This window comes from Nicoliella spurrieriana (assembly GCF_023380205.1).
In the GTDB taxonomy this organism is placed as follows: domain Bacteria; phylum Bacillota; class Bacilli; order Lactobacillales; family Lactobacillaceae; genus Nicoliella; species Nicoliella spurrieriana.
In genome coordinates, this window is record NZ_CP093361.1 from 1,054,422 (window position 1) to 1,073,482 (window position 19,061).

Annotated in this window: 14 protein-coding genes, 20 tRNA genes and 3 rRNA genes; 34 read left to right on the forward strand and 3 right to left on the reverse strand. The window is 37.8% G+C overall.

Annotated elements, in window-relative coordinates; translation table 11 throughout:
- Position 1 precedes the first annotated feature (1 nt).
- The 25 genes from MOO44_RS05775 (at position 2) to MOO44_RS05895 (ending at position 10,289) form a co-directional block, all read left to right on the forward strand.
- Positions 2 to 1,042 (forward strand): lysylphosphatidylglycerol synthase transmembrane domain-containing protein, encoded by a 1,041-nt coding sequence (locus MOO44_RS05775; protein WP_260116220.1) that lies wholly within the window; start codon positions 2 to 4, stop codon positions 1,040 to 1,042.
- A 22-nt stretch (positions 1,043 to 1,064) separates the two neighbouring features.
- On the forward strand, positions 1,065 to 3,137 hold the full coding sequence (locus tag MOO44_RS05780; protein ID WP_260116221.1) for an LTA synthase family protein: 2,073 nt from the start codon (positions 1,065 to 1,067) through the stop codon (positions 3,135 to 3,137).
- Between the two features lie 424 nt (positions 3,138 to 3,561).
- Positions 3,562 to 5,137 (forward strand): 16S ribosomal RNA (locus tag MOO44_RS05785).
- A gap of 86 nt (positions 5,138 to 5,223) precedes the next feature.
- A tRNA-Ile gene (locus MOO44_RS05790) sits at positions 5,224 to 5,297 on the forward strand.
- Between the two features lie 35 nt (positions 5,298 to 5,332).
- Positions 5,333 to 5,405: transfer RNA gene (locus MOO44_RS05795), tRNA-Ala, on the forward strand.
- Between the two features lie 171 nt (positions 5,406 to 5,576).
- A 23S ribosomal RNA gene (locus MOO44_RS05800) occupies positions 5,577 to 8,491 on the forward strand.
- A 71-nt stretch (positions 8,492 to 8,562) separates the two neighbouring features.
- Positions 8,563 to 8,679, forward strand: a 5S ribosomal RNA gene (gene rrf / locus MOO44_RS05805).
- The 16S, 23S and 5S rRNA genes sit together here with 20 tRNA genes alongside, the layout of an rRNA operon.
- 5 nt (positions 8,680 to 8,684) lie before the next feature.
- Positions 8,685 to 8,757: transfer RNA gene (locus tag MOO44_RS05810), tRNA-Val, on the forward strand.
- 47 nt (positions 8,758 to 8,804) lie between these two features.
- Positions 8,805 to 8,877 (forward strand) — tRNA-Thr (locus MOO44_RS05815).
- A 5-nt stretch (positions 8,878 to 8,882) separates the two neighbouring features.
- Positions 8,883 to 8,954, forward strand: a tRNA-Gly gene (locus tag MOO44_RS05820).
- A 19-nt stretch (positions 8,955 to 8,973) separates the two neighbouring features.
- Positions 8,974 to 9,059 (forward strand) — tRNA-Leu (locus MOO44_RS05825).
- Between the two features lie 5 nt (positions 9,060 to 9,064).
- Positions 9,065 to 9,138: transfer RNA gene (locus MOO44_RS05830), tRNA-Arg, on the forward strand.
- 5 nt (positions 9,139 to 9,143) lie between these two features.
- Positions 9,144 to 9,217, forward strand: a tRNA-Pro gene (locus MOO44_RS05835).
- A 32-nt stretch (positions 9,218 to 9,249) separates the two neighbouring features.
- A tRNA-Met gene (locus MOO44_RS05840) sits at positions 9,250 to 9,323 on the forward strand.
- A 9-nt stretch (positions 9,324 to 9,332) separates the two neighbouring features.
- Positions 9,333 to 9,406 (forward strand) — tRNA-Ile (locus MOO44_RS05845).
- A gap of 26 nt (positions 9,407 to 9,432) precedes the next feature.
- Positions 9,433 to 9,520, forward strand: a tRNA-Ser gene (locus MOO44_RS05850).
- Positions 9,521 to 9,529: 9 nt separating this feature from the next.
- Positions 9,530 to 9,603: transfer RNA gene (locus MOO44_RS05855), tRNA-Met, on the forward strand.
- Positions 9,604 to 9,607: 4 nt separating this feature from the next.
- Positions 9,608 to 9,681: transfer RNA gene (locus MOO44_RS05860), tRNA-Asp, on the forward strand.
- Between the two features lie 8 nt (positions 9,682 to 9,689).
- Positions 9,690 to 9,762, forward strand: a tRNA-Phe gene (locus MOO44_RS05865).
- A 23-nt stretch (positions 9,763 to 9,785) separates the two neighbouring features.
- Positions 9,786 to 9,856: transfer RNA gene (locus tag MOO44_RS05870), tRNA-Gly, on the forward strand.
- A 6-nt stretch (positions 9,857 to 9,862) separates the two neighbouring features.
- A tRNA-Ile gene (locus MOO44_RS05875) sits at positions 9,863 to 9,936 on the forward strand.
- Between the two features lie 3 nt (positions 9,937 to 9,939).
- Positions 9,940 to 10,027: transfer RNA gene (locus tag MOO44_RS05880), tRNA-Ser, on the forward strand.
- 7 nt (positions 10,028 to 10,034) lie between these two features.
- A tRNA-Glu gene (locus MOO44_RS05885) sits at positions 10,035 to 10,106 on the forward strand.
- Positions 10,107 to 10,137: 31 nt separating this feature from the next.
- Positions 10,138 to 10,211, forward strand: a tRNA-Met gene (locus MOO44_RS05890).
- A gap of 4 nt (positions 10,212 to 10,215) precedes the next feature.
- Positions 10,216 to 10,289: transfer RNA gene (locus MOO44_RS05895), tRNA-Asp, on the forward strand.
- A 56-nt stretch (positions 10,290 to 10,345) separates the two neighbouring features.
- On the opposite strand, the gene MOO44_RS05900 is transcribed toward MOO44_RS05895, so the two are convergent.
- Complete coding sequence (locus MOO44_RS05900; protein WP_260116222.1) at positions 10,346 to 10,834, reverse strand: monooxygenase; 489 nt, start codon at positions 10,832 to 10,834, stop codon at positions 10,346 to 10,348.
- 66 nt (positions 10,835 to 10,900) lie between these two features.
- Between MOO44_RS05900 and MOO44_RS05905 the strand changes: the two genes are divergently transcribed.
- From MOO44_RS05905 to MOO44_RS05915, 3 genes are all read left to right on the forward strand, one after another.
- Positions 10,901 to 11,638: an MBL fold metallo-hydrolase gene (locus tag MOO44_RS05905; RefSeq protein WP_260116223.1), complete on the forward strand. Its 738-nt coding sequence runs from the start codon at positions 10,901 to 10,903 to the stop codon at positions 11,636 to 11,638.
- Positions 11,639 to 11,730: 92 nt separating this feature from the next.
- Complete coding sequence (locus tag MOO44_RS05910) at positions 11,731 to 12,447, forward strand: adaptor protein MecA (protein WP_260116224.1); 717 nt, start codon at positions 11,731 to 11,733, stop codon at positions 12,445 to 12,447.
- 81 nt (positions 12,448 to 12,528) lie between these two features.
- The gene (locus MOO44_RS05915; protein ID WP_260116225.1) at positions 12,529 to 13,641 is read left to right on the forward strand and encodes a competence protein CoiA; all 1,113 of its coding nucleotides are present in this window, start codon (positions 12,529 to 12,531) and stop codon (positions 13,639 to 13,641) included.
- Between the two features lie 17 nt (positions 13,642 to 13,658).
- Here the strand turns inward: MOO44_RS05915 and MOO44_RS05920 are convergent, their stop codons facing one another.
- Entirely contained in the window at positions 13,659 to 14,270 is a 612-nt protein-coding gene (locus MOO44_RS05920) for a DsbA family protein (RefSeq protein WP_260116226.1), read from the reverse strand.
- Between the two features lie 202 nt (positions 14,271 to 14,472).
- Between MOO44_RS05920 and MOO44_RS05925 the strand changes: the two genes are divergently transcribed.
- The 4 genes from MOO44_RS05925 to MOO44_RS05940 are packed head-to-tail and all read left to right on the forward strand — an operon-like array spanning position 14,473 to position 17,322.
- The gene (locus MOO44_RS05925; protein WP_260116227.1) at positions 14,473 to 15,081 is read left to right on the forward strand and encodes a GTP pyrophosphokinase; all 609 of its coding nucleotides are present in this window, start codon (positions 14,473 to 14,475) and stop codon (positions 15,079 to 15,081) included.
- 1 nt (position 15,082) lies between these two features.
- A complete protein-coding gene (locus MOO44_RS05930; RefSeq protein ID WP_260116228.1) occupies positions 15,083 to 15,898 on the forward strand; it encodes an NAD kinase in 816 nt (271 codons plus the stop codon).
- Positions 15,885 to 16,775, forward strand: coding sequence for an RluA family pseudouridine synthase (locus MOO44_RS05935; RefSeq protein WP_260116229.1), 891 nt, complete (start codon positions 15,885 to 15,887; stop codon positions 16,773 to 16,775). The genes MOO44_RS05930 and MOO44_RS05935 overlap by 14 nt, the downstream gene beginning before the upstream one ends.
- 31 nt (positions 16,776 to 16,806) lie before the next feature.
- The gene (locus MOO44_RS05940; protein WP_260116230.1) at positions 16,807 to 17,322 is read left to right on the forward strand and encodes a tRNA (cytidine(34)-2'-O)-methyltransferase; all 516 of its coding nucleotides are present in this window, start codon (positions 16,807 to 16,809) and stop codon (positions 17,320 to 17,322) included.
- 48 nt (positions 17,323 to 17,370) lie between these two features.
- On the opposite strand, the gene MOO44_RS05945 is transcribed toward MOO44_RS05940, so the two are convergent.
- On the reverse strand, positions 17,371 to 17,490 hold the full coding sequence (locus MOO44_RS05945) for a DUF4044 domain-containing protein (protein ID WP_260116231.1): 120 nt from the start codon (positions 17,488 to 17,490) through the stop codon (positions 17,371 to 17,373).
- Between the two features lie 86 nt (positions 17,491 to 17,576).
- Between MOO44_RS05945 and MOO44_RS08735 the strand changes: the two genes are divergently transcribed.
- A complete protein-coding gene (locus tag MOO44_RS08735; RefSeq protein ID WP_423802903.1) occupies positions 17,577 to 17,936 on the forward strand; it encodes a DUF3397 family protein in 360 nt (119 codons plus the stop codon).
- A 158-nt stretch (positions 17,937 to 18,094) separates the two neighbouring features.
- Positions 18,095 to 19,039, forward strand: coding sequence for a 16S rRNA (cytosine(1402)-N(4))-methyltransferase RsmH (gene rsmH / locus MOO44_RS05950; RefSeq protein WP_260116232.1), 945 nt, complete (start codon positions 18,095 to 18,097; stop codon positions 19,037 to 19,039).
- Positions 19,040 to 19,061: the final 22 nt, after the last annotated feature.

Below are 19,061 nucleotides of genomic sequence, written 5' to 3' on the forward strand. Positions count from 1 at the left end.
TATGACAAGAAGAAATTTATTATCGCTCGTTGGCATGTTTCTGATTGGAATCCTGATTTTCTGGTATTTCATTAGGGATGTTAATATCAACTTATTAATTGCCGATTTTTTTAATATTAATTGGATTTGGATGGCAGTTGCCACCGCTTGTATGTTTGCTTATTTTGGTTTTGAATCTTGGATTACCCATACCCTAGTTAAAGACCAAGGTGGGAATCATTTTACTTTTAGGGATGCCATTCGGGTGCCGTTAGTTGAGCAACTATTTAATGGGATTACCCCATTTTCTTCAGGTGGTCAGCCAGCTCAATTGGTAGTTATGATTCAAACTGGAATTGATGGCGGTAGGGCTAGCTCAGTCCTTTTGATGAAGTTCGTTGTCTATCAGGCAATGATTGTAATTAACTTCATATTTAGTTTATTCATCGGCTTTCATTACATTGCTGAAAAGCTACATTATTTATCGTTATTTGTATTATTTGGGTTTATAATTCATTTGATAGTAATTATTGTATTGTTGATGATAATGTATTGGCATGGCTTCACTAAAAAATTTGTGAATGGAATTATGAAACCAGCTAAATTATTTGTGAGTGCCGAACGATACCTAAAATGGCAAACGGTATTAAATCAAAAAATTGATAACTTTTATAGTGAAAGCGTTAGAATTGCTAGAAAATGGAAGTTACTATTTAAAATTGCTGTAATTACTTTTTTCCAATTACTATTGTATTATCTGGTTCCCTATTTTATTATGCTTGCGTTGGGTTATGATCAAGCTAACATTGTTATGATTGTTAGTCTACACGTTTTAATTGTAATGATCATTTCGCTATTTCCAATTCCAGGCGGAGCCGGTGGAGCCGAATATAGTTTTGAAATGCTGTTTAAAAGTTATATTGTTAATAGTAGTAAGTTAGTTTTAGCACTTGTTTTATGGCGAATTTTAACTTATTATCTGGGAATGATATTGGGAACGATTGCTTTATTCATTAAGCCTGACCGGGTTAGGAATAAGGATCATAAAAAATTAAATATATAACAATTAGTGGAGGCACTATATAATGTCTAGTCATATTAAGAAGGTTAAGAATGGAAATCGATTCCTAAATTCTAGGTTAGGATTCTTTATCCTTGTTTTGTTTTTATTCTGGGCGAAAACTTATTTCGCCTATCAAGTTGAATTTACATTAGGTGCAAAGGGCGCCTTGCAACAATTTTTGTTAGTTGTAAATCCCTTACCCGCTGGAATTCTGTTATTTGGGATTGCGCTTTACTTTAGGGGCCGCCTATCATATTGGTTAATGCTATTAATGGATTTGATTCAATCAATCTGGTTATTTGCTAACATTGTTTATTACCGTGAATTTTCTGATTTCTTGACCTTTGGGATTATTAAGGGTTCTGGCGATGTTCAAAATAACTTAGGAAAGAGTTTGGCAGAGATTATTCATCCGATTGATTTCATTGTCTTTTTAGACGTGATTGTTTTAATATTATTATTATCATTTAAAATTATTAAAATTGATAAACGCCCTTATAAGATTCGAAATGCGTTTGCAGTAACGGTCTTATCATTCGTTTTAATGTTTGGTGAATATAGTATTGCAAATGCTGATCGTTCTGGTTTATTGACCCGCTCATTCGATAATAATTACATTGTTAAGTACCTAGGAATGAATGAGTATGCTGCATTTAATGCATACCAAACTCAAAAGGAAAGTAGAACAAGGTCTAAGGCGAAGGCTAGTGATTTAGATAGTGTTCTTAACTATTTAAAGCACAATCAGGCTAATGCCAATGTTAAATATTTTGGCAAGGAAAAAGGGAAAAACGTTTTTATTATTCATTTGGAAAGTTTCCAACAATTTTTAATTGATTATAAAGTTGATGGAAAGGAAGTTACACCAAATTTAAATAAGTTCTACCACGGTAAACATACGATTTCATTTGATAATTTCTATCATCAAGTTGCTCAGGGGAAAACTTCAGATGCTGAAATGATGTTGGAAAATTCATTGTTTGGATTGCCACAGGGTTCTGCAATGGTCACTTATGGAACGCAAAATACATTTCAAGCTGCACCAGCTATTTTAGATCAACATGGCTATACAACTGCTGCAATGCATGGCGATGTTCCAAGTTTTTGGAATCGTGAGAACACTTATAAATCATGGGGATACCAGTACTTTTTTGACTCTAATTACTTTAAGGAGAAACCTTCATATAGTGTCGGATATGGTTTGAAGGATAAGATTTTCTTTAAGGATGCTGCTAATTACATTCAACAGTTACCGCAGCCATTTTATGCTAAATTAATCACTCTAACTAATCATTATCCTTATATTTTAGACAAGCAAAATCAAAGTTTCCCTGCCACTAAGACTGGGGATAATACTGTTGATCCATACGTTCAAACGGCTCATTATTTAGATCAGGCTTTTGGTGAGTTTATGAATTACTTGAATAAGATAGGGTTATTAAAGAATAGTATCGTTGTGGCATATGGTGATCATTATGGGATTTCTAATAATCACCGTCCGGCAATTGCTCAGCTATTAAATAAGAAGAGCATTAATAGTTATGACCTTGCTCAATTCCAAAAGGTGCCATTCATGATTTATGGTAATAATCTTAAGGGTAAAATTGATCATACCTATGGTGGTGAAATTGATGTATTACCAACAATTCTTCACTTGTTAGGGATTAAGGATAACAATACAATTCAATTTGGACAGGATTTATTATCAACTAATCGGAATCAAATTGTCGCATTTAGGGATGGTGACTTTGTTACTCCAGAATATACCGTAACTGGAGGAAATGTTTATTTAACGAAGACTGGTGAGAAAATAACGCCAAATTCTGAACAGAAAAAGCAAATTCAAGCTGATCAAAATCATGTTAATACGGAATTATCCTTATCTGATAGGGTAATTTTAGGTGATTTATTAAGATTCCACCATCTAGATGGATTTAAGACTGTTGACCGTAGCCAGTATAACTATAAACCAAGTGCTGGACTATCAAGTTTGAAGGAACGAAATGAAAATGAACATACTAGTTTAATGGATAAGAATGGTGGTAAATCAACTATGGGTGATTATAAAACTGATGCTCCTGAATTGAAAAAGTAATATAATTTAAAAAAGTTGTTGCCATTTTTTGAATACTAGTGTAATATAAGAATCATCGTTTTGATACGTTATCAATTCGTTGGTTCTTATTTTTATCTAAACTTCTTAAAAAAAGTTGTTGACAAGAATATTTACTTTTGATAATATATAAAACGTTGTCAATTGCTGAGTGCTTCAAAGCACTTAGTAATTAACCTTAAAAATTTAATTTTAAAAAGTTGTTGACATTGTGTTGATGATTTGATATTATTAAATAGTTGTCGTTAAGAGCGACACAGCAAAGTAGATCTTTGAAAACTGAACAAAATTATGACAAAACTGTGTAAGGAACTTCATATTTAATATGAAGTACAAAAAACTTATGCGAAGTCAATTCGCTTTAAAGTAACAAAATTAAGAAGAGCTAACGTTAAGCTTTTCATCATAAGATGAGAGTTTGATCCTGGCTCAGGACGAACGTTGGCGGCGTGCCTAATACATGCAAGTCGAACGAACTTCCGTTAATGATAGTTGATGCTTGCATTAACTTGACTTAACATCGAAGTGAGTGGCGAACTGGTGAGTAACACGTAGGTAACTTGCCCTAAAGCGGGGGATAACATTTGGAAACAAGTGCTAATACCGCATAACAACAAAAGCCGCATGGCTTTTGTTTAAAAGATGCGTTTGCATCACTTTAGGATGGACCTGCGGCGTATTAGCTAGTTGGTGGGGTAATGGCCTACCAAGGCAATGATACGTAGCCGACCTGAGAGGGTAATCGGCCACAATGGGACTGAGACACGGCCCATACTCCTACGGGAGGCAGCAGTAGGGAATCTTCCACAATGGACGCAAGTCTGATGGAGCAACGCCGCGTGAGTGAAGAAGGGTTTCGGCTCGTAAAACTCTGTTGTTAAAGAAGAACGGGTGTGATAGGAAATGATCACATCGTGACGGTATTTAACCAGAAAGTCACGGCTAACTACGTGCCAGCAGCCGCGGTAATACGTAGGTGGCAAACGTTGTCCGGATTTATTGGGCGTAAAGCGAGCGCAGGCGGTTTCTTAAGTCTGATGTGAAAGCCTTCGGCTTAACCGAAGAAGTGCATCGGAAACTGGGAAACTTGAGTGCAGAAGAGGACAGTGGAACTCCATGTGTAGCGGTGAAATGCGTAGATATATGGAAGAACACCAGTGGCGAAGGCGGCTGTCTGGTCTGTAACTGACGCTGAGGCTCGAAAGCATGGGTAGCAAACAGGATTAGATACCCTGGTAGTCCATGCCGTAAACGATGAATGCTAGGTGTTAGAGGGTTTCCGCCCTTTAGTGCCGCAGCTAACGCATTAAGCATTCCGCCTGGGGAGTACGACCGCAAGGTTGAAACTCAAAGGAATTGACGGGGACCCGCACAAGTGGTGGAGCATGTGGTTTAATTCGATGCTACGCGAAGAACCTTACCAGGCCTTGACATCTCCTGCAAAGCTAAGAGATTAGCCGTTCCCTTCGGGGACAGGATGACAGGTGGTGCATGGTTGTCGTCAGCTCGTGTCGTGAGATGTTGGGTTAAGTCCCGCAACGAGCGCAACCCCTATTATTAGTTGCCAGCATTTAGTTGGGCACTCTAGTGAGACTGCCGGTGACAAACCGGAGGAAGGTGGGGACGACGTCAAATCATCATGCCCCTTATGGCCTGGGCTACACACGTGCTACAATGGACGGTACAACGAGTCGCGAAACCGCGAGGTCAAGCTAATCTCTTAAAGCCGTTCTCAGTTCGGATTGCAGGCTGCAACTCGCCTGCATGAAGTTGGAATCACTAGTAATCGTGGATCAGCATGCCACGGTGAATACGTTCCCGGGTCTTGTACACACCGCCCGTCACACCATGAGAGTTAGTAATACCCAAAGTCGGTGCAGTAACCTCTTTTGAGGAGCAAGCCGCCTAAGGTAGGACTGATGATTAGGGTGAAGTCGTAACAAGGTAGCCGTAGGAGAACCTGCGGCTGGATCACCTCCTTTCTAAGGAATAATTCGGAATCTTACGCAGTCATAGTTTTGTTTAGTTTTGAGAGGTCTACTCTCAAACTATGGAACCACGCTTCTTTGGGCCTATAGCTCAGTTGGTGAGAGCGCACGCCTGATAAGCGTGAGGTCGATGGTTCGAGTCCATTTAGGCCCATTATTGATTGCGTTAGTAATCAGTTTAAATGGTATGGGGAATTAGCTCAGCTGGGAGAGCACCTGCTTTGCAAGCAGGAGGTCAGCGGTTCGATCCCGCTATTCTCCATTGACACAATGTATCAAACTTGGTTCTTTGAAAACTAGATAATATTTTAATTTTTCCAAATTATTGAATTGTATTAAATACAATTTCAACCGAGAACACCGCGTTATTTTGAGTTTTTTAAATAGTTTATTCGTATTTACTCAATTAACCAAATACCACTTCGTGGTAATAGGTTAAGTTATTAAGGGCGCATGGTGGATGCCTTGGTACTAGGAGCCGATGAAGGACGGGACTAACGCCGATATGCTTCGGGGAGCTGTACGTAAGCTTTGATCCGGAGATTTCCGAATGGGGAAACCCAATAATTTTTATCGATTATTACTTGATGACGAATTCATACTCATCAAGAGGCAGACGTGGGGAACTGAAACATCTAAGTACCCACAGGAAGAGAAAGAAAATTCGATTCCCTCAGTAGCGGCGAGCGAACGGGGAACAGCCCAAACCATCGAGTTTACTCGATGGGGTTGTAGGACTGAACATTTGAGTTACCAAAGAATTAGATAGTCGAAAGATCTGGGAAGTTCTGCGACACAAGGTGATAGCCCTGTAGACGAAATCTAATTCCCTCAGTTCAGGATCCTGAGTACGGCAATACACGTGAAACATTGCCGGAATCCGGGAGGACCATCTCCCAAGGCTAAATACTCCCTAGTGACCGATAGTGAACCAGTACCGTGAGGGAAAGGTGAAAAGCACCCCGGAAGGGGAGTGAAATAGTTCCTGAAACCATGTGCCTACAAGCAGTTAGAGCCCGTTAATGGGTGATAGCGTGCCTCTTGCAGAATGAACCGGCGAGTTATGATAACATGCAAGGTTAAGATGAAAAGTCGGAGCCGTAGCGAAAGCGAGTCTGAATAGGGCGTTCGAGTATGTTGTGATAGACCCGAAACCAGGTGATCTACCCATGTCCAGGCTGAAAGTGTGGTAAAACACACCGGAGGGCCGAACCCGTGTACGTTGAAAAGTGCTGGGATGAGGTGTGGGTAGCGGTGAAATTCCAAACGAACTTGGAGATAGCTGGTTCTCTCCGAAATAGCTTTAGGGTTAGCCTTGGAGTTTAGAATCATGGAGGTAGAGCACTGTTTGGATGAGGGGCCCGTCTTGGGTTACTGAATTCAGATAAACTCCGAATGCCATTGATTTATATCCAGGAGTCAGACGATGAGTGATAAGATCCACCGTCGAAATGGGAACAGCCCAGACCACCAATTAAGGTCCCTAAATATATGCTGAGTGGAAAAGGATGTGGAGTTGCATAGACAACTAGGATGTTGGCTCAGAAGCAGCCACCATTTAAAGAGTGCGTAATAGCTCACTAGTCGAGTGATCCTGCGCCGAAAATTTACCGGGGCTAAGCATATTACCGAGATTGTGGACGTAACTTTGTTACGTGATAGGAGAGCGTTCTAAGGGCAATGAAGTCAGACCGTAAGGACTGGTGGAGCGCTTAGAAGTGAGAATGCCGGTATGAGTAGCGAAAGATCAGTGAGAATCTGATCCACCATATGACTAAGGTTTCCTGGGGAAGGCTCGTCCTCCCAGGGTTAGTCGGGACCTAAGCCGAGGCCGAGAGGCGTAGGCGATGGATAACAGGTTGAGATTCCTGTACTAGTTAACTATGTTTGACCGATGGAAGGACGTAGGAGGCTAAACGAAGCATTCTGTTGGATATGAATGTTCAAACACTAAGTCAGGGGTTGAGTCAAATGCTTAATCCCGGGTTGACAAGGTGTGATGAGGACCGAAATTTAGTAGGGAAGTCGTTGACGTCACACTACCGAGAAAAGTTTCTAGTTAGTAGTTAACTACCCGTACCGCAAACCGACACAGGTAGTCGAGGAGAGTATCCTAAGGTGAGCGAGTGAACTCTCGTTAAGGAACTCGGCAAAATGACCCCGTAACTTCGGGAGAAGGGGTGCTGCACTATGTGCAGCCGCAGTGAAAAAGCTCAGGCGACTGTTTATCAAAAACACAGGTTTCTGCAAAATCGTAAGATGAAGTATAGGGGCTGACGCCTGCCCGGTGCTGGAAGGTTAAGTGGATGAGTTAGCTTCGGCGAAGCCCAGAAACGAAGCCCCAGTAAACGGCGGCCGTAACTATAACGGTCCTAAGGTAGCGAAATTCCTTGTCGGGTAAGTTCCGACCCGCACGAAAGGCGTAACGATCTGAGCACTGTCTCAACGAGAGACTCGGTGAAATTGAGATACCTGTGAAGAAGCAGGTTACCCGCGACAGGACGGAAAGACCCCATGGAGCTTTACTGTAACTTGATATTGGGTGTTTGTATAGCTTGTACAGGATAGGTAGGAGCCATAGAAGTCGGGACGCTAGTCTCGATGGAGGCATTGGTGGGATACTACCCTCGCTGTATGAACACTCTAACCCGCACCACTGATCGTGGTGGGAGACAGTGTCTGGTTGGCAGTTTGACTGGGGCGGTCGCCTCCCAAACAGTAACGGAGGCGCCCAAAGGTTCCCTCAGAATGGTTGGAAATCATTCGACGAGTGTAAAGGCAGAAGGGAGCTTGACTGCGAGACCTACAGGTCGAGCAGGGACGAAAGTCGGGCTTAGTGATCCGGTGGTACCGTATGGAAGGGCCATCGCTCAACGGATAAAAGCTACCCTGGGGATAACAGGCTTATCTCCCCCAAGAGTTCACATCGACGGGGAGGTTTGGCACCTCGATGTCGGCTCATCGCATCCTGGGGCTGTAGTTGGTCCCAAGGGTTGGGCTGTTCGCCCATTAAAGCGGTACGCGAGCTGGGTTCAGAACGTCGTGAGACAGTTCGGTCCCTATCCGTCGCGGGCGTAGGAAATTTGAGAGGATCTGCTCTTAGTACGAGAGGACCGGAGTGGACATACCGCTGGTGTACCAGTTGTGCCGCCAGGCGCATCGCTGGGTAGCTATGTATGGATGAGATAAACGCTGAAAGCATCTAAGTGTGAAACCCACCTCGAGATGAGATTTCCCATTCCTTTATGGAAGTAAGACCCCTGAAAGATGATCAGGTAGATAGGCTAGAAGTGGAAGTGCAGTGATGCATGGAGCGGACTAGTACTAATTGGTCGAGGACTTAACCAAGTAAGGTTGTTCTCACGGAAGAATAAAATATTATCTAGTTTTGAGAGAACGAAGTTCTCACAGTTAAATTGTGTGGTGATGACTGCCAAAAGGATACACCTGTTCCCATGCCGAACACAGCAGTTAAGCTTTTGCACGCCAAAAGTAGTTGGGGGATCGCCCCCTGCGAGGATAGGACGTTGCCACGCATTATGGAGGATTAGCTCAGTTGGGAGAGCATCTGCCTTACAAGCAGGAGGTCACAGGTTCGAGCCCTGTATCCTCCATTCATGAAATTAATCATGTTTGGACCTTTAAAATTTATGGCTTTTATGCCGACTTAGCTCAGTTGGCAGAGCATCTGTCTTGTAAACAGGGGGTCGGAGGTTCGAATCCTCTAGTCGGCATTCCTGCGGAAGTAGTTCAGTGGTAGAACATCACCTTGCCATGGTGGGGGTCGCGGGTTCGAATCCCGTCTTCCGCTTTGCCAATTCATTTATTATGCCGGGGTGGCGGAATTGGCAGACGCACAGGACTTAAAATCCTGCGGTTAGTGATAACCGTACCGGTTCGATCCCGGTCCTCGGCACTTTTGCACCCATAGCGCAACTGGATAGAGTGTCTGACTACGAATCAGAAGGTTGTAGGTTCGACTCCTACTGGGTGCATATTTCGGGAAGTAGCTCAGCTTGGTAGAGCACTTGGTTTGGGACCAAGGGGTCGCAGGTTCGAATCCTGTCTTCCCGATTGAATAAAATTTTATAGTTTTATTTACAGATCGCGGTGTAGCTCAGCTGGCTAGAGCGTCCGGTTCATACCCGGGAGGTCGAGGGTTCGATTCCCCCTGCCGCGATAGTGACTTGGACCTTTAGCTCAGTTGGTTAGAGCCGACGGCTCATAACCGTCTGGTCGTAGGTTCGAGTCCTACAAGGTCCATTTGGACTTTACTTTTAATTTAATATGGAGGATTACCCAAGTGGCTGAAGGGGGCGGTCTTGAAAACCGCTAGGCGTGTCAAAGCGCGCGAGGGTTCGAATCCCTCATCCTCCTTTTAATTATCGCGGGATGGAGCAGTTCGGTAGCTCGTCGGGCTCATAACCCGAAGGTCGTTGGTTCAAATCCAGCTCCCGCAATTATGGTCCGTTGGTCCAGTTGGTTATGACGCCGCCCTGTCACGGCGGAGATCACGAGTTCGAGTCTCGTACGGACCGTTCCATATGGCTCGGTAGCTCAGTTGGTAGAGCAACGGATTGAAGCTCCGTGTGTCGGCAGTTCGATTCTGTCCCGCGCCATTTACAATTTAATACCATATTTTGCGGGTATAGTTTAGTGGTAAAACCATAGCCTTCCAAGCTATTGTCGCGAGTTCGATTCTCGTTACCCGCTTTATATGGGCCTATAGCTCAGTTGGTGAGAGCGCACGCCTGATAAGCGTGAGGTCGATGGTTCGAGTCCATTTAGGCCCATATGGAGAAGTACTCAAGTGGCTGAAGAGGTGCCCCTGCTAAGGGTATAGGTCGCGTAAGCGGCGCGAGAGTTCGAATCTCTCCTTCTCCATTTTCATGACCCGTTGGTCAAGTGGTTAAGACACTGCCCTTTCACGGCAGTAACATGGGTTCGAATCCCGTACGGGTCATTTTAGATGACGTTTAAAAATATAATATTATCGCGGGATGGAGCAGTTCGGTAGCTCGTCGGGCTCATAACCCGAAGGTCGTTGGTTCAAATCCAGCTCCCGCAATTATGGTCCGTTGGTCCAGTTGGTTATGACGCCGCCCTGTCACGGCGGAGATCACGAGTTCGAGTCTCGTACGGACCGTCATAATAAATATAAAAAGAGGATATCAATATTGGTATCCTCTTTTTATATTTAAATTATATGGCTTTATAAATAGTTTCAAAATAATTAGTGTTAATTTGATCTTTAAATTCAAATAAATCATCGGCTGATTTAGATCTGTACCAGTTAGCCACTTTACGATCATTGTCCCAAGTTGTTAAAATAACACGTTTAGAACTCTTTTTATAAATATTAAGTGAATAAATAGAACTCATTCCGTCTGGTAATAAATTGTTACTGATGATATTATTAATTTTTGCATCAATAATTTTTTGTTGATTATCATCCAAATCAACATTAATGTAACTAATAGTTCCATTCCAAAAGTCAATTCCTGAATGGGTTATTACATTATAGTTAATTGGATTTTTAAATATTGTGTCTTGGTTTGATAAGTCAACTAATTCAAAACTATCGTTATTTGTAATTGAATTGAATAAATGTAAATCTCGATTAACGTTTTGGGCTAAAATTTTTGATAAGTAATCCTTGCTTCCAAAAGTTACATAAATATTAGATATCATTTTATCTCCTCCTTATCATATATTATACTTAATAATGGTCTAATTAAAATAAAGGAGTGCTTGATTATGAAAATTAAAATTCTGGGTTTTTATGGAGGATACCCAACAAATGGAATTGGCACTAGTAGTTATTTAATTCAAAGTGGTGATTATAATCTGCTTTTAGATTGTGGCAGTAATGCATTAAATGAATTGCAATCTACGATTAATCCATTAGATTTAAATGCAGTTATTCTTTCCCATTATCATCACGACCATACTGCTGATGTTGGTGTTCTGCAATATTATTGGCAATTACATTTAAATGGACGTAGAGAGCCAATTTTACCTATTTATGGGAATACTGAGGATCCAATTAATTTTGCCACTTTAAATTGGGATAATGCAACGGTTGCAAAAGGATATAATGATTTAGTACCATTACATTTGGGACCATTTACAATTTCATTTTTAAAAACTCATCATCCAGTACCGGCATTTGCAATGAGAATTACTGATGAAAGTGGAAAAACGATGGTATTTACTGCTGATACCAGTTACTTTGATGGATTAATTAAGTTTTCCCATGATGCTGATTTATTAATTACTGATACTAATTTTTTTGCTGATAAAAAGGGATTAAAATGGCATATGACGTCGGAAGAGTCTGGAAAATTAGCTAAGAATGCTAATGCTAAAAGACTGGTATTAAGTCATTTACCTGGAAGTGGTAATTTAAATCAATTAGTAGCTGAAGCTAAGTTACAAGCAGGTGCAGATTGTGAAGTAGAACATGCAATTCAAAACCAATTAATTATTTTGTAAATAAAGATAAAAAGTAGGCTAATGCCTTTTAATTTGATTTGAATGTGAGATAATAGGTATTAAGATATTATGTGCTAAGGAGGTGCTCATCTATGGAAATGGATAGAATTAATGATAATACCATCAGAGTTTTAATTAATAATGATGATTTAAGTGCACATGGCATTACCGTTTTAGATTTATTGGGTGACCATAAGCAAATTGAGGAATTTTTCTATAGCATTTTAGATGAGATTGACACTGATCATCAGTTTCAGGGTGATAATGAGGCTTTAACTTTTCAGGTGTTACCAAATAAAAATGGGCTTGAATTGTTTATCAGTAAGGCTGATCCTAATGATCCAGCTAAGACTCAACAAACAAATGATACCGTAACAAATTACATTAAGAATCAAATTAAGAATCGTAATTTAAATGAAGATATTGATCAAGATCTTTTGAATGAAGGAAAAGCTGCTCTTAATGAATCTAAACAAGATAATGATGAGGTGGAACAGGAGCCTAAAAATGGTCCTGAGGATGCTGTGATTGAATTTGATTCATTTGAGGATTTTATATCATTAGCACAAGAATTACGAATTGATAATGGGATTTCTAATTTATATCTTTACAAGGGTAAATATTATTTAGAATTAGAATTTTTCACAAATGTCCCTGGTGCAAGTGATTTTGTTAATGAGAATAAGATTCAATTTGCTCTTGAATTTGGTAAGTCTGTTTCAATAACACCTGAATTACTAAATGAATACGGAAAGAAAATAATGGACAATAGTGCTTTAGAGTTGGCTAGATATTATTTTAAAGACTAGGGCTAATTATATTAATATTAATTAAAAGGCTGCGATTTCGCAGCCTTTTTTCGTATCTTTTGATATGGGGGGTTGATAAATATGTTAATTGCATATAATAAGCAAAAATTAATTTTAGCTGATAATGCTACTAAAGATAATGAATTTAAGTGTCCTTGCTGTAATCAACGGGTTATATTAAGATGTGGAACGATAAAAACACCTCACTTTGCTCATCGAAGTAAAGCAGAATGTAATTCATTTAGTGAGGGTGAAACCAAAGAGCATTTGCTTGGAAAAAAACAACTATTTCAATTCTTTTTAGAACTAAAACCACAATTGGAATATTATTTTACTAACTTAAAGCAAAGACCTGATATAAGATTATCAGGTAGTAAATTAATTGAATTTCAATGTAGTCCAATTTCTAACCAACGACTATCAGAAAGATTATGTGGATATCGATCAATTGCCCACGAATCAATATGGATATTAGGGAGTCCATACTTAAAGAAAAGAAATAGCATTCTTAAATTAAAAAAATTTTTAAGATATAATATTAATTTAGGCTTTTACCTTTTATATTGGGACATTAATAGCAATCACATGGAAATACACCATCATTTTAGATTATTATTAGGTCAGATTCAATATGACGTTCAATTTATCAAAACATTATCAGAATTAAAAAAATTATTTAATCAAAAAAATATTGTTAAACATTCTTTAAATCCAACGGCAGTTAAGTTTAAGCTTACTAAAAGAATCACTAATTTTCAAAAACAGGTTATTTTAAATCAAGATCGCATGAATGCTGTACAAAATTTATGTTATCAATACCAATTTAATTATGTCGGTTATCCACTATCATTAGATTATCCAATTTTTGAAGCGCCAATTTTAGGCTATCAATTAATTAATTTTAAAATTGTTGCCCTTATTTTTTTAAAGAATCAATCCAAAATGGAGATATCTAATCTAATTAATAGGGTTAATCATTTTTTAAATATTGATCAGGATTTTTACATGATTAATGACAAAATCATTAACTTCTTTATTATTAGAATCTTTCAACAATGGGTGAAATTAGGTTTTGCAAAAACTAATCGTCAATATATTAAACTGGTTGACATGCCGAAATGGTATTCTAGTTATGATGATAAAATAAATTCAATTAATTATTTTATGTCTATTTTTGTAAATAAAAAAGGTTAATTATTTTAATTAACCTTTTAAATAACGTGTAAATTAGGACTAATATTACCATTTTTGATTAATGGGGTATCTTTTAATAATCCATTCTTTTGACAGACATCCAATAAATCAGAATAAGTGACGCGATTCATTAAAATTCCAGATTCAAACGTGTCACAATTAAAGATAACTGCTGAAGCAGGAACTTTCACGTTCATTTCATTAGCAAGTTTTTGATCAGCTTTAAAGGCATTAATTGCTAAATCAGACCTACGATCTTCTTCAAACATCTCTAGATCTAATCCAGCTTCTTCTGCGACCTTAAAGGCAATTTGTTTGCTATAAATAATATTGTTATGAAGCAATTCTTTTTGGATGCCAATTAAAAATTTTCGCCCACATTTACGACCCTGAAACAAAGCAGCTTTATAATCAAGAACTGTACCGTATTCAACCTTAAAATTTTTTCCTTCGTTCTTTAATTGCTTACCACTACTTAAGTATCGATTTCGAATAATTTGCATATTCAACATTGGAATGAACTGGAAAGAAAAATTCTTATCTAAATCATTAGCTAATTTTAAGATTACATGCTCGGCTTTAAAGCAATCATTGCATAATGGGTCCACAAATAAATAAGCTTCGAGCATAACAATTCCTCCTTTCAAAGATCGATAATTAAAGTGATAAGCAATTTATTAATTCAATGTATAGAATAACAAATTTACCAAAAAAAACAAAATATTTGCTTAAAAAAGAATAGATTTTACCTTAAAAGCGTTTTCAAGTTCTTGAATCAATGGGATTGTGTTAAAATTAATAGAGTTAATAACTTAAGGGGAGGGTGATTGAATGGAAGATTGGAAAACCTTTCTATTTCCGTATCAACAGATTGTTGATGAACTAAAAATTAAACTTCGCGGGATTAGAGCTGAGTTTGTTAACGAGAACCGTAGATCACCAATCGAATTTGTTACTGGACGCGTTAAACCCATTAATAGCATTAAAGAAAAGATGCAACGTCGTTATATTGAAGAATCACGTTTAAAACAGGATATGGAAGATATTGCTGGGCTGAGAATTATATGTCCATTTATTGAGGATATTTATGCAGTGGTTAATTTACTTAGACAGCGGTCCGATTTAAACATCTTAGAGGAACGTGATTATGTCCATAATGAAAAGGCAAGCGGTTATCGTTCATATCATATTGTTTTTGAATATACAGTTCAAAGTGTTGATGGACCAACTGTATTGTTAGCAGAAATTCAAGTTAGAACGCTAGCAATGAACTTCTGGGCGACCGTTGAACATTCGATTAATTATAAGCACCAGGGTAATTTTCCTGAAGTATTGGAAAAGCGATTGCAAAATGTTGCTGACACAACGTATAAATTGGATGAAGAAATGTCATCAATTAGAAATAAACTAGCAGAATATCAGGATGATAAGGAAGATTAAAATGAAAGTAGCAATTTTTAGTAATAATGGTGGGACTTCAAATGAAGTTGCGCTAAGGTTAAAAAATAAAATTATTAATTCTCTAAAACTAGAAATTGATGGGTTGAATCCAGAAATCGTTATTTCAGTGGGGGGTGATGGAACGTTACTATCTGCGTTTCATCACTATAATGATGCTCTTGATAAAATTAGATTTGTTGGAATTCACACTGGCCATCTTGGCTTTTATACCGATTGGCGTGATTATGAGGTTGATCAATTAATCAATAGTTTGGAGAATGATAACCGACAAAGTGTTTCTTATCCATTATTATCAATCAAGGTTAACTATGCTGATGGTGGTGCATCTGACCAACTTTTAGCATTAAATGAATCTACTTTTAAACGGGTTAGTAGCACGATGGTGACTGATGTTTACATTAAGGATGAATTTTTTGAGAAATTTAGGGGCGATGGACTTTGTATATCAACTCCGACTGGTTCTACTGCCTACAATAAAGCTGTAGGTGGTGCAATTATTAATCCCCAATTAAATGCAATTCAAGTTTCTGAAATGGCGTCCATTAATAATCGAGTTTTTAGAACGATGGGTTCTCCAATTATTATTCCACCTAATGAGTGGATTACCCTCATTCCAGATAATAAAGAGGAGAATATTTTGACTTGTGATCAGATGTTGGTTAAGGATCGACCAATTGAATCGATTAGATACCAAATTTCTGATCAACGGATTTCATTTGCACAGTATCGTCATACACACTTTTGGAAACGGGTTGGTAATTCATTTATTGGTGTTGTTAATAATGACGAAGTTTAATTGGAATTATTCGGGGAATGGAATTAAACGGGTTCGGACATTATTGATGGAACATGGGGTTACTCGGACCCTCTTGAAAAAAATTAAATTTCATGGTGGTAAGATTATTGTTAATGGGGTCGAACAACGAGCTAATTACATGTTAAAAACTGGGGATATGGTTACATTAATTTTACCGCCGGAACCTAACAATGATAATGTTCCGGCTTCTTTTGCAGCTATTCAGATTGCTTATGAAGATGAACATTTTTTAGTTGTTAATAAGCCACCTGGTTTGGCCACTGTCCCTAATCATAATTATCATGGAGATACGTTAGTTAATCGGGTTAAGGGTTATTACTTAAATCAACAATATTCAAATTTAAAAATTCACGTAGTCACTAGATTAGATAGGGATACTAGTGGATTAGTAATATTTGCTAAACATCATTTGGCACATTCTGTTTTGGATAAACAATTAAAACAACATCAAATAATGAAGATGTATATTGCAATCGTTAATGGTTATTTTAATTTTGACCATGGTGAGATTGACTTACCGATTGAAAGACAAGCGGATTCGTTTGTTAAAAGATGCGTTGGCTCCAGTGGGAAACCATCCAAAACTGAGTTCTGGCAGCAAAAATTCAATAGTAATTATTCATTACTAAGGGTACGATTACACACTGGTAGAACTCATCAAATTAGAGTTCATTTTTCGGCAATTGGGCATCCTTTAATTGGAGATTGGCTTTATAATCCAAATGATCATCAAATGAAACGACAAGCGTTACACTGTTATTATTTACGTTTTTTCAACCCATTTACACAAAGTTTTATTACATGTCGTGCAAATCTTACCGTTGACATACAAAATGTAATTTGGCGAGAATTTTAATTTCATATTATAAATTTTTGGAGGAAGTAAATTGACTAACCATATTGTATTATTCGAACCACTAATGCCAGCGAATACTGGAAACATTGCTAGAACCTGTGCTGGTACGGATACAGTTTTAGACTTAATTGAACCCCTTGGTTTTTCTGTTGATGATAAGCACCTTAAACGGGCGGGACTAGATTATTGGAATAAGGTAAATATTAATTATCATCATAACTTGCCAGATTTTATTAAGGGAATTAAACCAGATTCAAAATTGTTTTTAGTTTCTAAGTTTGCTGAACAGGATTATACACAGCCTGATTATTCTGAAATGATTAAGGGTGATTTCTATTTTCTTTTTGGAAAAGAAACGACTGGATTACCTGAAATGTTCATGCGTAACAATGCAGAGAAGGCAATTCGAATTCCACAAGATGATAGTCATATTAGAGCGTTAAATCTGTCTAACACCTGTGCCATTGTTATTTATGAAGTTTTAAGGCAGCAACAGTTTAACGGCTTAGAGCGCACACACACTTATGAATACGATAAGTTAAAATAAAAATGGAACCCATAATTGAGTTCCATTTTTAATGTTTAAAATTAATATTTAGTTATTATATAATGAGCTAGCAACGGGTAGCAGAACACCAAGAACTAAGAAAATGATCATTAACCAAACAACAGTATTAACAACTTTTTGGAAGGTGCTTTTTTTCTTCTTTGCCAATTGTATCCCTCACTTTCGGTGATTAGTAACTTAATTACAAGTGTACATTTAGATAACTTGTTTTGCAACTGTTCCAATATTAATTTATGTTAGGACTTGGTATTTTGTTGAACATCATATTTCAAATATTATTATTGATCATTATTTCAATAATTAGCATCTTTATTAAGAGTACTTTTAAATTTAAAATTTTTAATGGATTTAAACCAATCGATACACTGTTGCCAATTTGGATTTATTTTACCTACTCTAATACCATTGATTCATCTTTTTATACTTTTTTACCATGGGTATTAATTCCATTTGTTTTATTTGCGATTATTTATATTTCAAATGCATTTTTTAAGCATGGAGATGTCAATTGGTTTAGAACCATTAAACTAATCTGGAGACTCGGAGACATTTGCTTTCCATTTGTCTGGATTTTCTCAATATTTATTAAATAGACGGTAGAAAGAATGTCGAACTGAGTTTTATATTTAATTAAATCTACTGAAAATGTAGTATAAACGCTCTTATCGTGGTAAAATTTAGTTAAATAGAATCGGATAATTTTTAATGTTTATTCATTTCAATAATTTATTTTAGTAGGGAGCATCTAGTAGTGGTTAAGTTTGATCACCAGACGGTATTATTAACAGAAGCTGTATCAGAATTGAATATTCAATCAAATGGGACTTACGTTGATTGTACTTTAGGTGGTGGTGGCCATAGTTCTAAAATCCTTCAGTCTTTATCAGGAGGTCATTTATACGCTTTTGATCAAGACCAAGTTGCAATTGACTATAATCATGAACACCTTGCTAAATACCTTAGTCAAAATGAATTGACATTTATTCATGATAATTTTAGAAATTTAAAAATAGATTTAAATCAACAAAATGTTTTTTCTGTTGACGGCGTTTTATATGATTTAGGAGTTTCTTCACCACAATTTGATGATGCCGAACGCGGCTTTAGTTATCGTAAAAATGCTCGTTTGGATATGCGAATGGATCAAAGAAATCCTTTAGATGCTTGGCAAATTATTAATGAATGGTCATACGAACAACTAGTGAGAATCTTTTTCCGCTATGGTGAAGAAAAATTTGCTAAACCAATTGCACGTTTAATTGAAAAAACACGCTCTCAAAGGCCAATTGATACTACCGATGACCTAGTTGAAGTGATTAAAGCAGGGATTCCAGCTGCTGCCCGTCGGCATGGTGGTCATCCTGCTAAAAAAGTGTTTCAAGCTGTTCGGATTGCTGTAAATGATGAATTAGGAGCGCTTGAAGATTCACTTGAACAGGCGATTGATATGGTCTCAGTTGGTGGTCGAATTAGCGTAATTACGTTTCAATCACTTGAAGATCGACTAGTTAAAACAATGTTCAAAGAAAAAACATCGATTCAGGACTTGCCACAAGGATTACCAGTAATTCCTGATGAGCTAAAACCAGATTTTAAATTAGTTAGCCGAAAACCAATCTTGCCTAGTAGGGATGAAATTGAGGTTAATCACCGTTCTCATAGCGCTAAACTAAGAGTAATTGAAAGGGTTAAATAACCCGGTTAGGAGTGATGTTGTT

Bases quoted from the DNA above. Each gene is read 5' to 3' on its own strand.
- MOO44_RS05900 (WP_260116222.1), bottom strand. From the start codon at position 10,834: ATGATATCTAATATTTATGTAACTTTTGGAAGCAAGGATTACTTATCA.
- MOO44_RS05920 (WP_260116226.1), bottom strand. From the start codon at position 14,270: ATGCTCGAAGCTTATTTATTTGTGGACCCATTATGCAATGATTGCTTT.
- MOO44_RS05925 (WP_260116227.1), top strand. From the start codon at position 14,473: ATGGAAGATTGGAAAACCTTTCTATTTCCGTATCAACAGATTGTTGAT.
- MOO44_RS05915 (WP_260116225.1), top strand. From the start codon at position 12,529: ATGTTAATTGCATATAATAAGCAAAAATTAATTTTAGCTGATAATGCT.
- MOO44_RS05905 (WP_260116223.1), top strand. From the start codon at position 10,901: ATGAAAATTAAAATTCTGGGTTTTTATGGAGGATACCCAACAAATGGA.
- MOO44_RS05930 (WP_260116228.1), top strand. From the start codon at position 15,083: ATGAAAGTAGCAATTTTTAGTAATAATGGTGGGACTTCAAATGAAGTT.
- MOO44_RS05780 (WP_260116221.1), top strand. From the start codon at position 1,065: ATGTCTAGTCATATTAAGAAGGTTAAGAATGGAAATCGATTCCTAAAT.
- MOO44_RS05910 (WP_260116224.1), top strand. From the start codon at position 11,731: ATGGAAATGGATAGAATTAATGATAATACCATCAGAGTTTTAATTAAT.
- MOO44_RS08735 (WP_423802903.1), top strand. From the start codon at position 17,577: ATGTTAGGACTTGGTATTTTGTTGAACATCATATTTCAAATATTATTA.
- MOO44_RS05935 (WP_260116229.1), top strand. From the start codon at position 15,885: ATGACGAAGTTTAATTGGAATTATTCGGGGAATGGAATTAAACGGGTT.
- MOO44_RS05775 (WP_260116220.1), top strand. From the start codon at position 2: ATGACAAGAAGAAATTTATTATCGCTCGTTGGCATGTTTCTGATTGGA.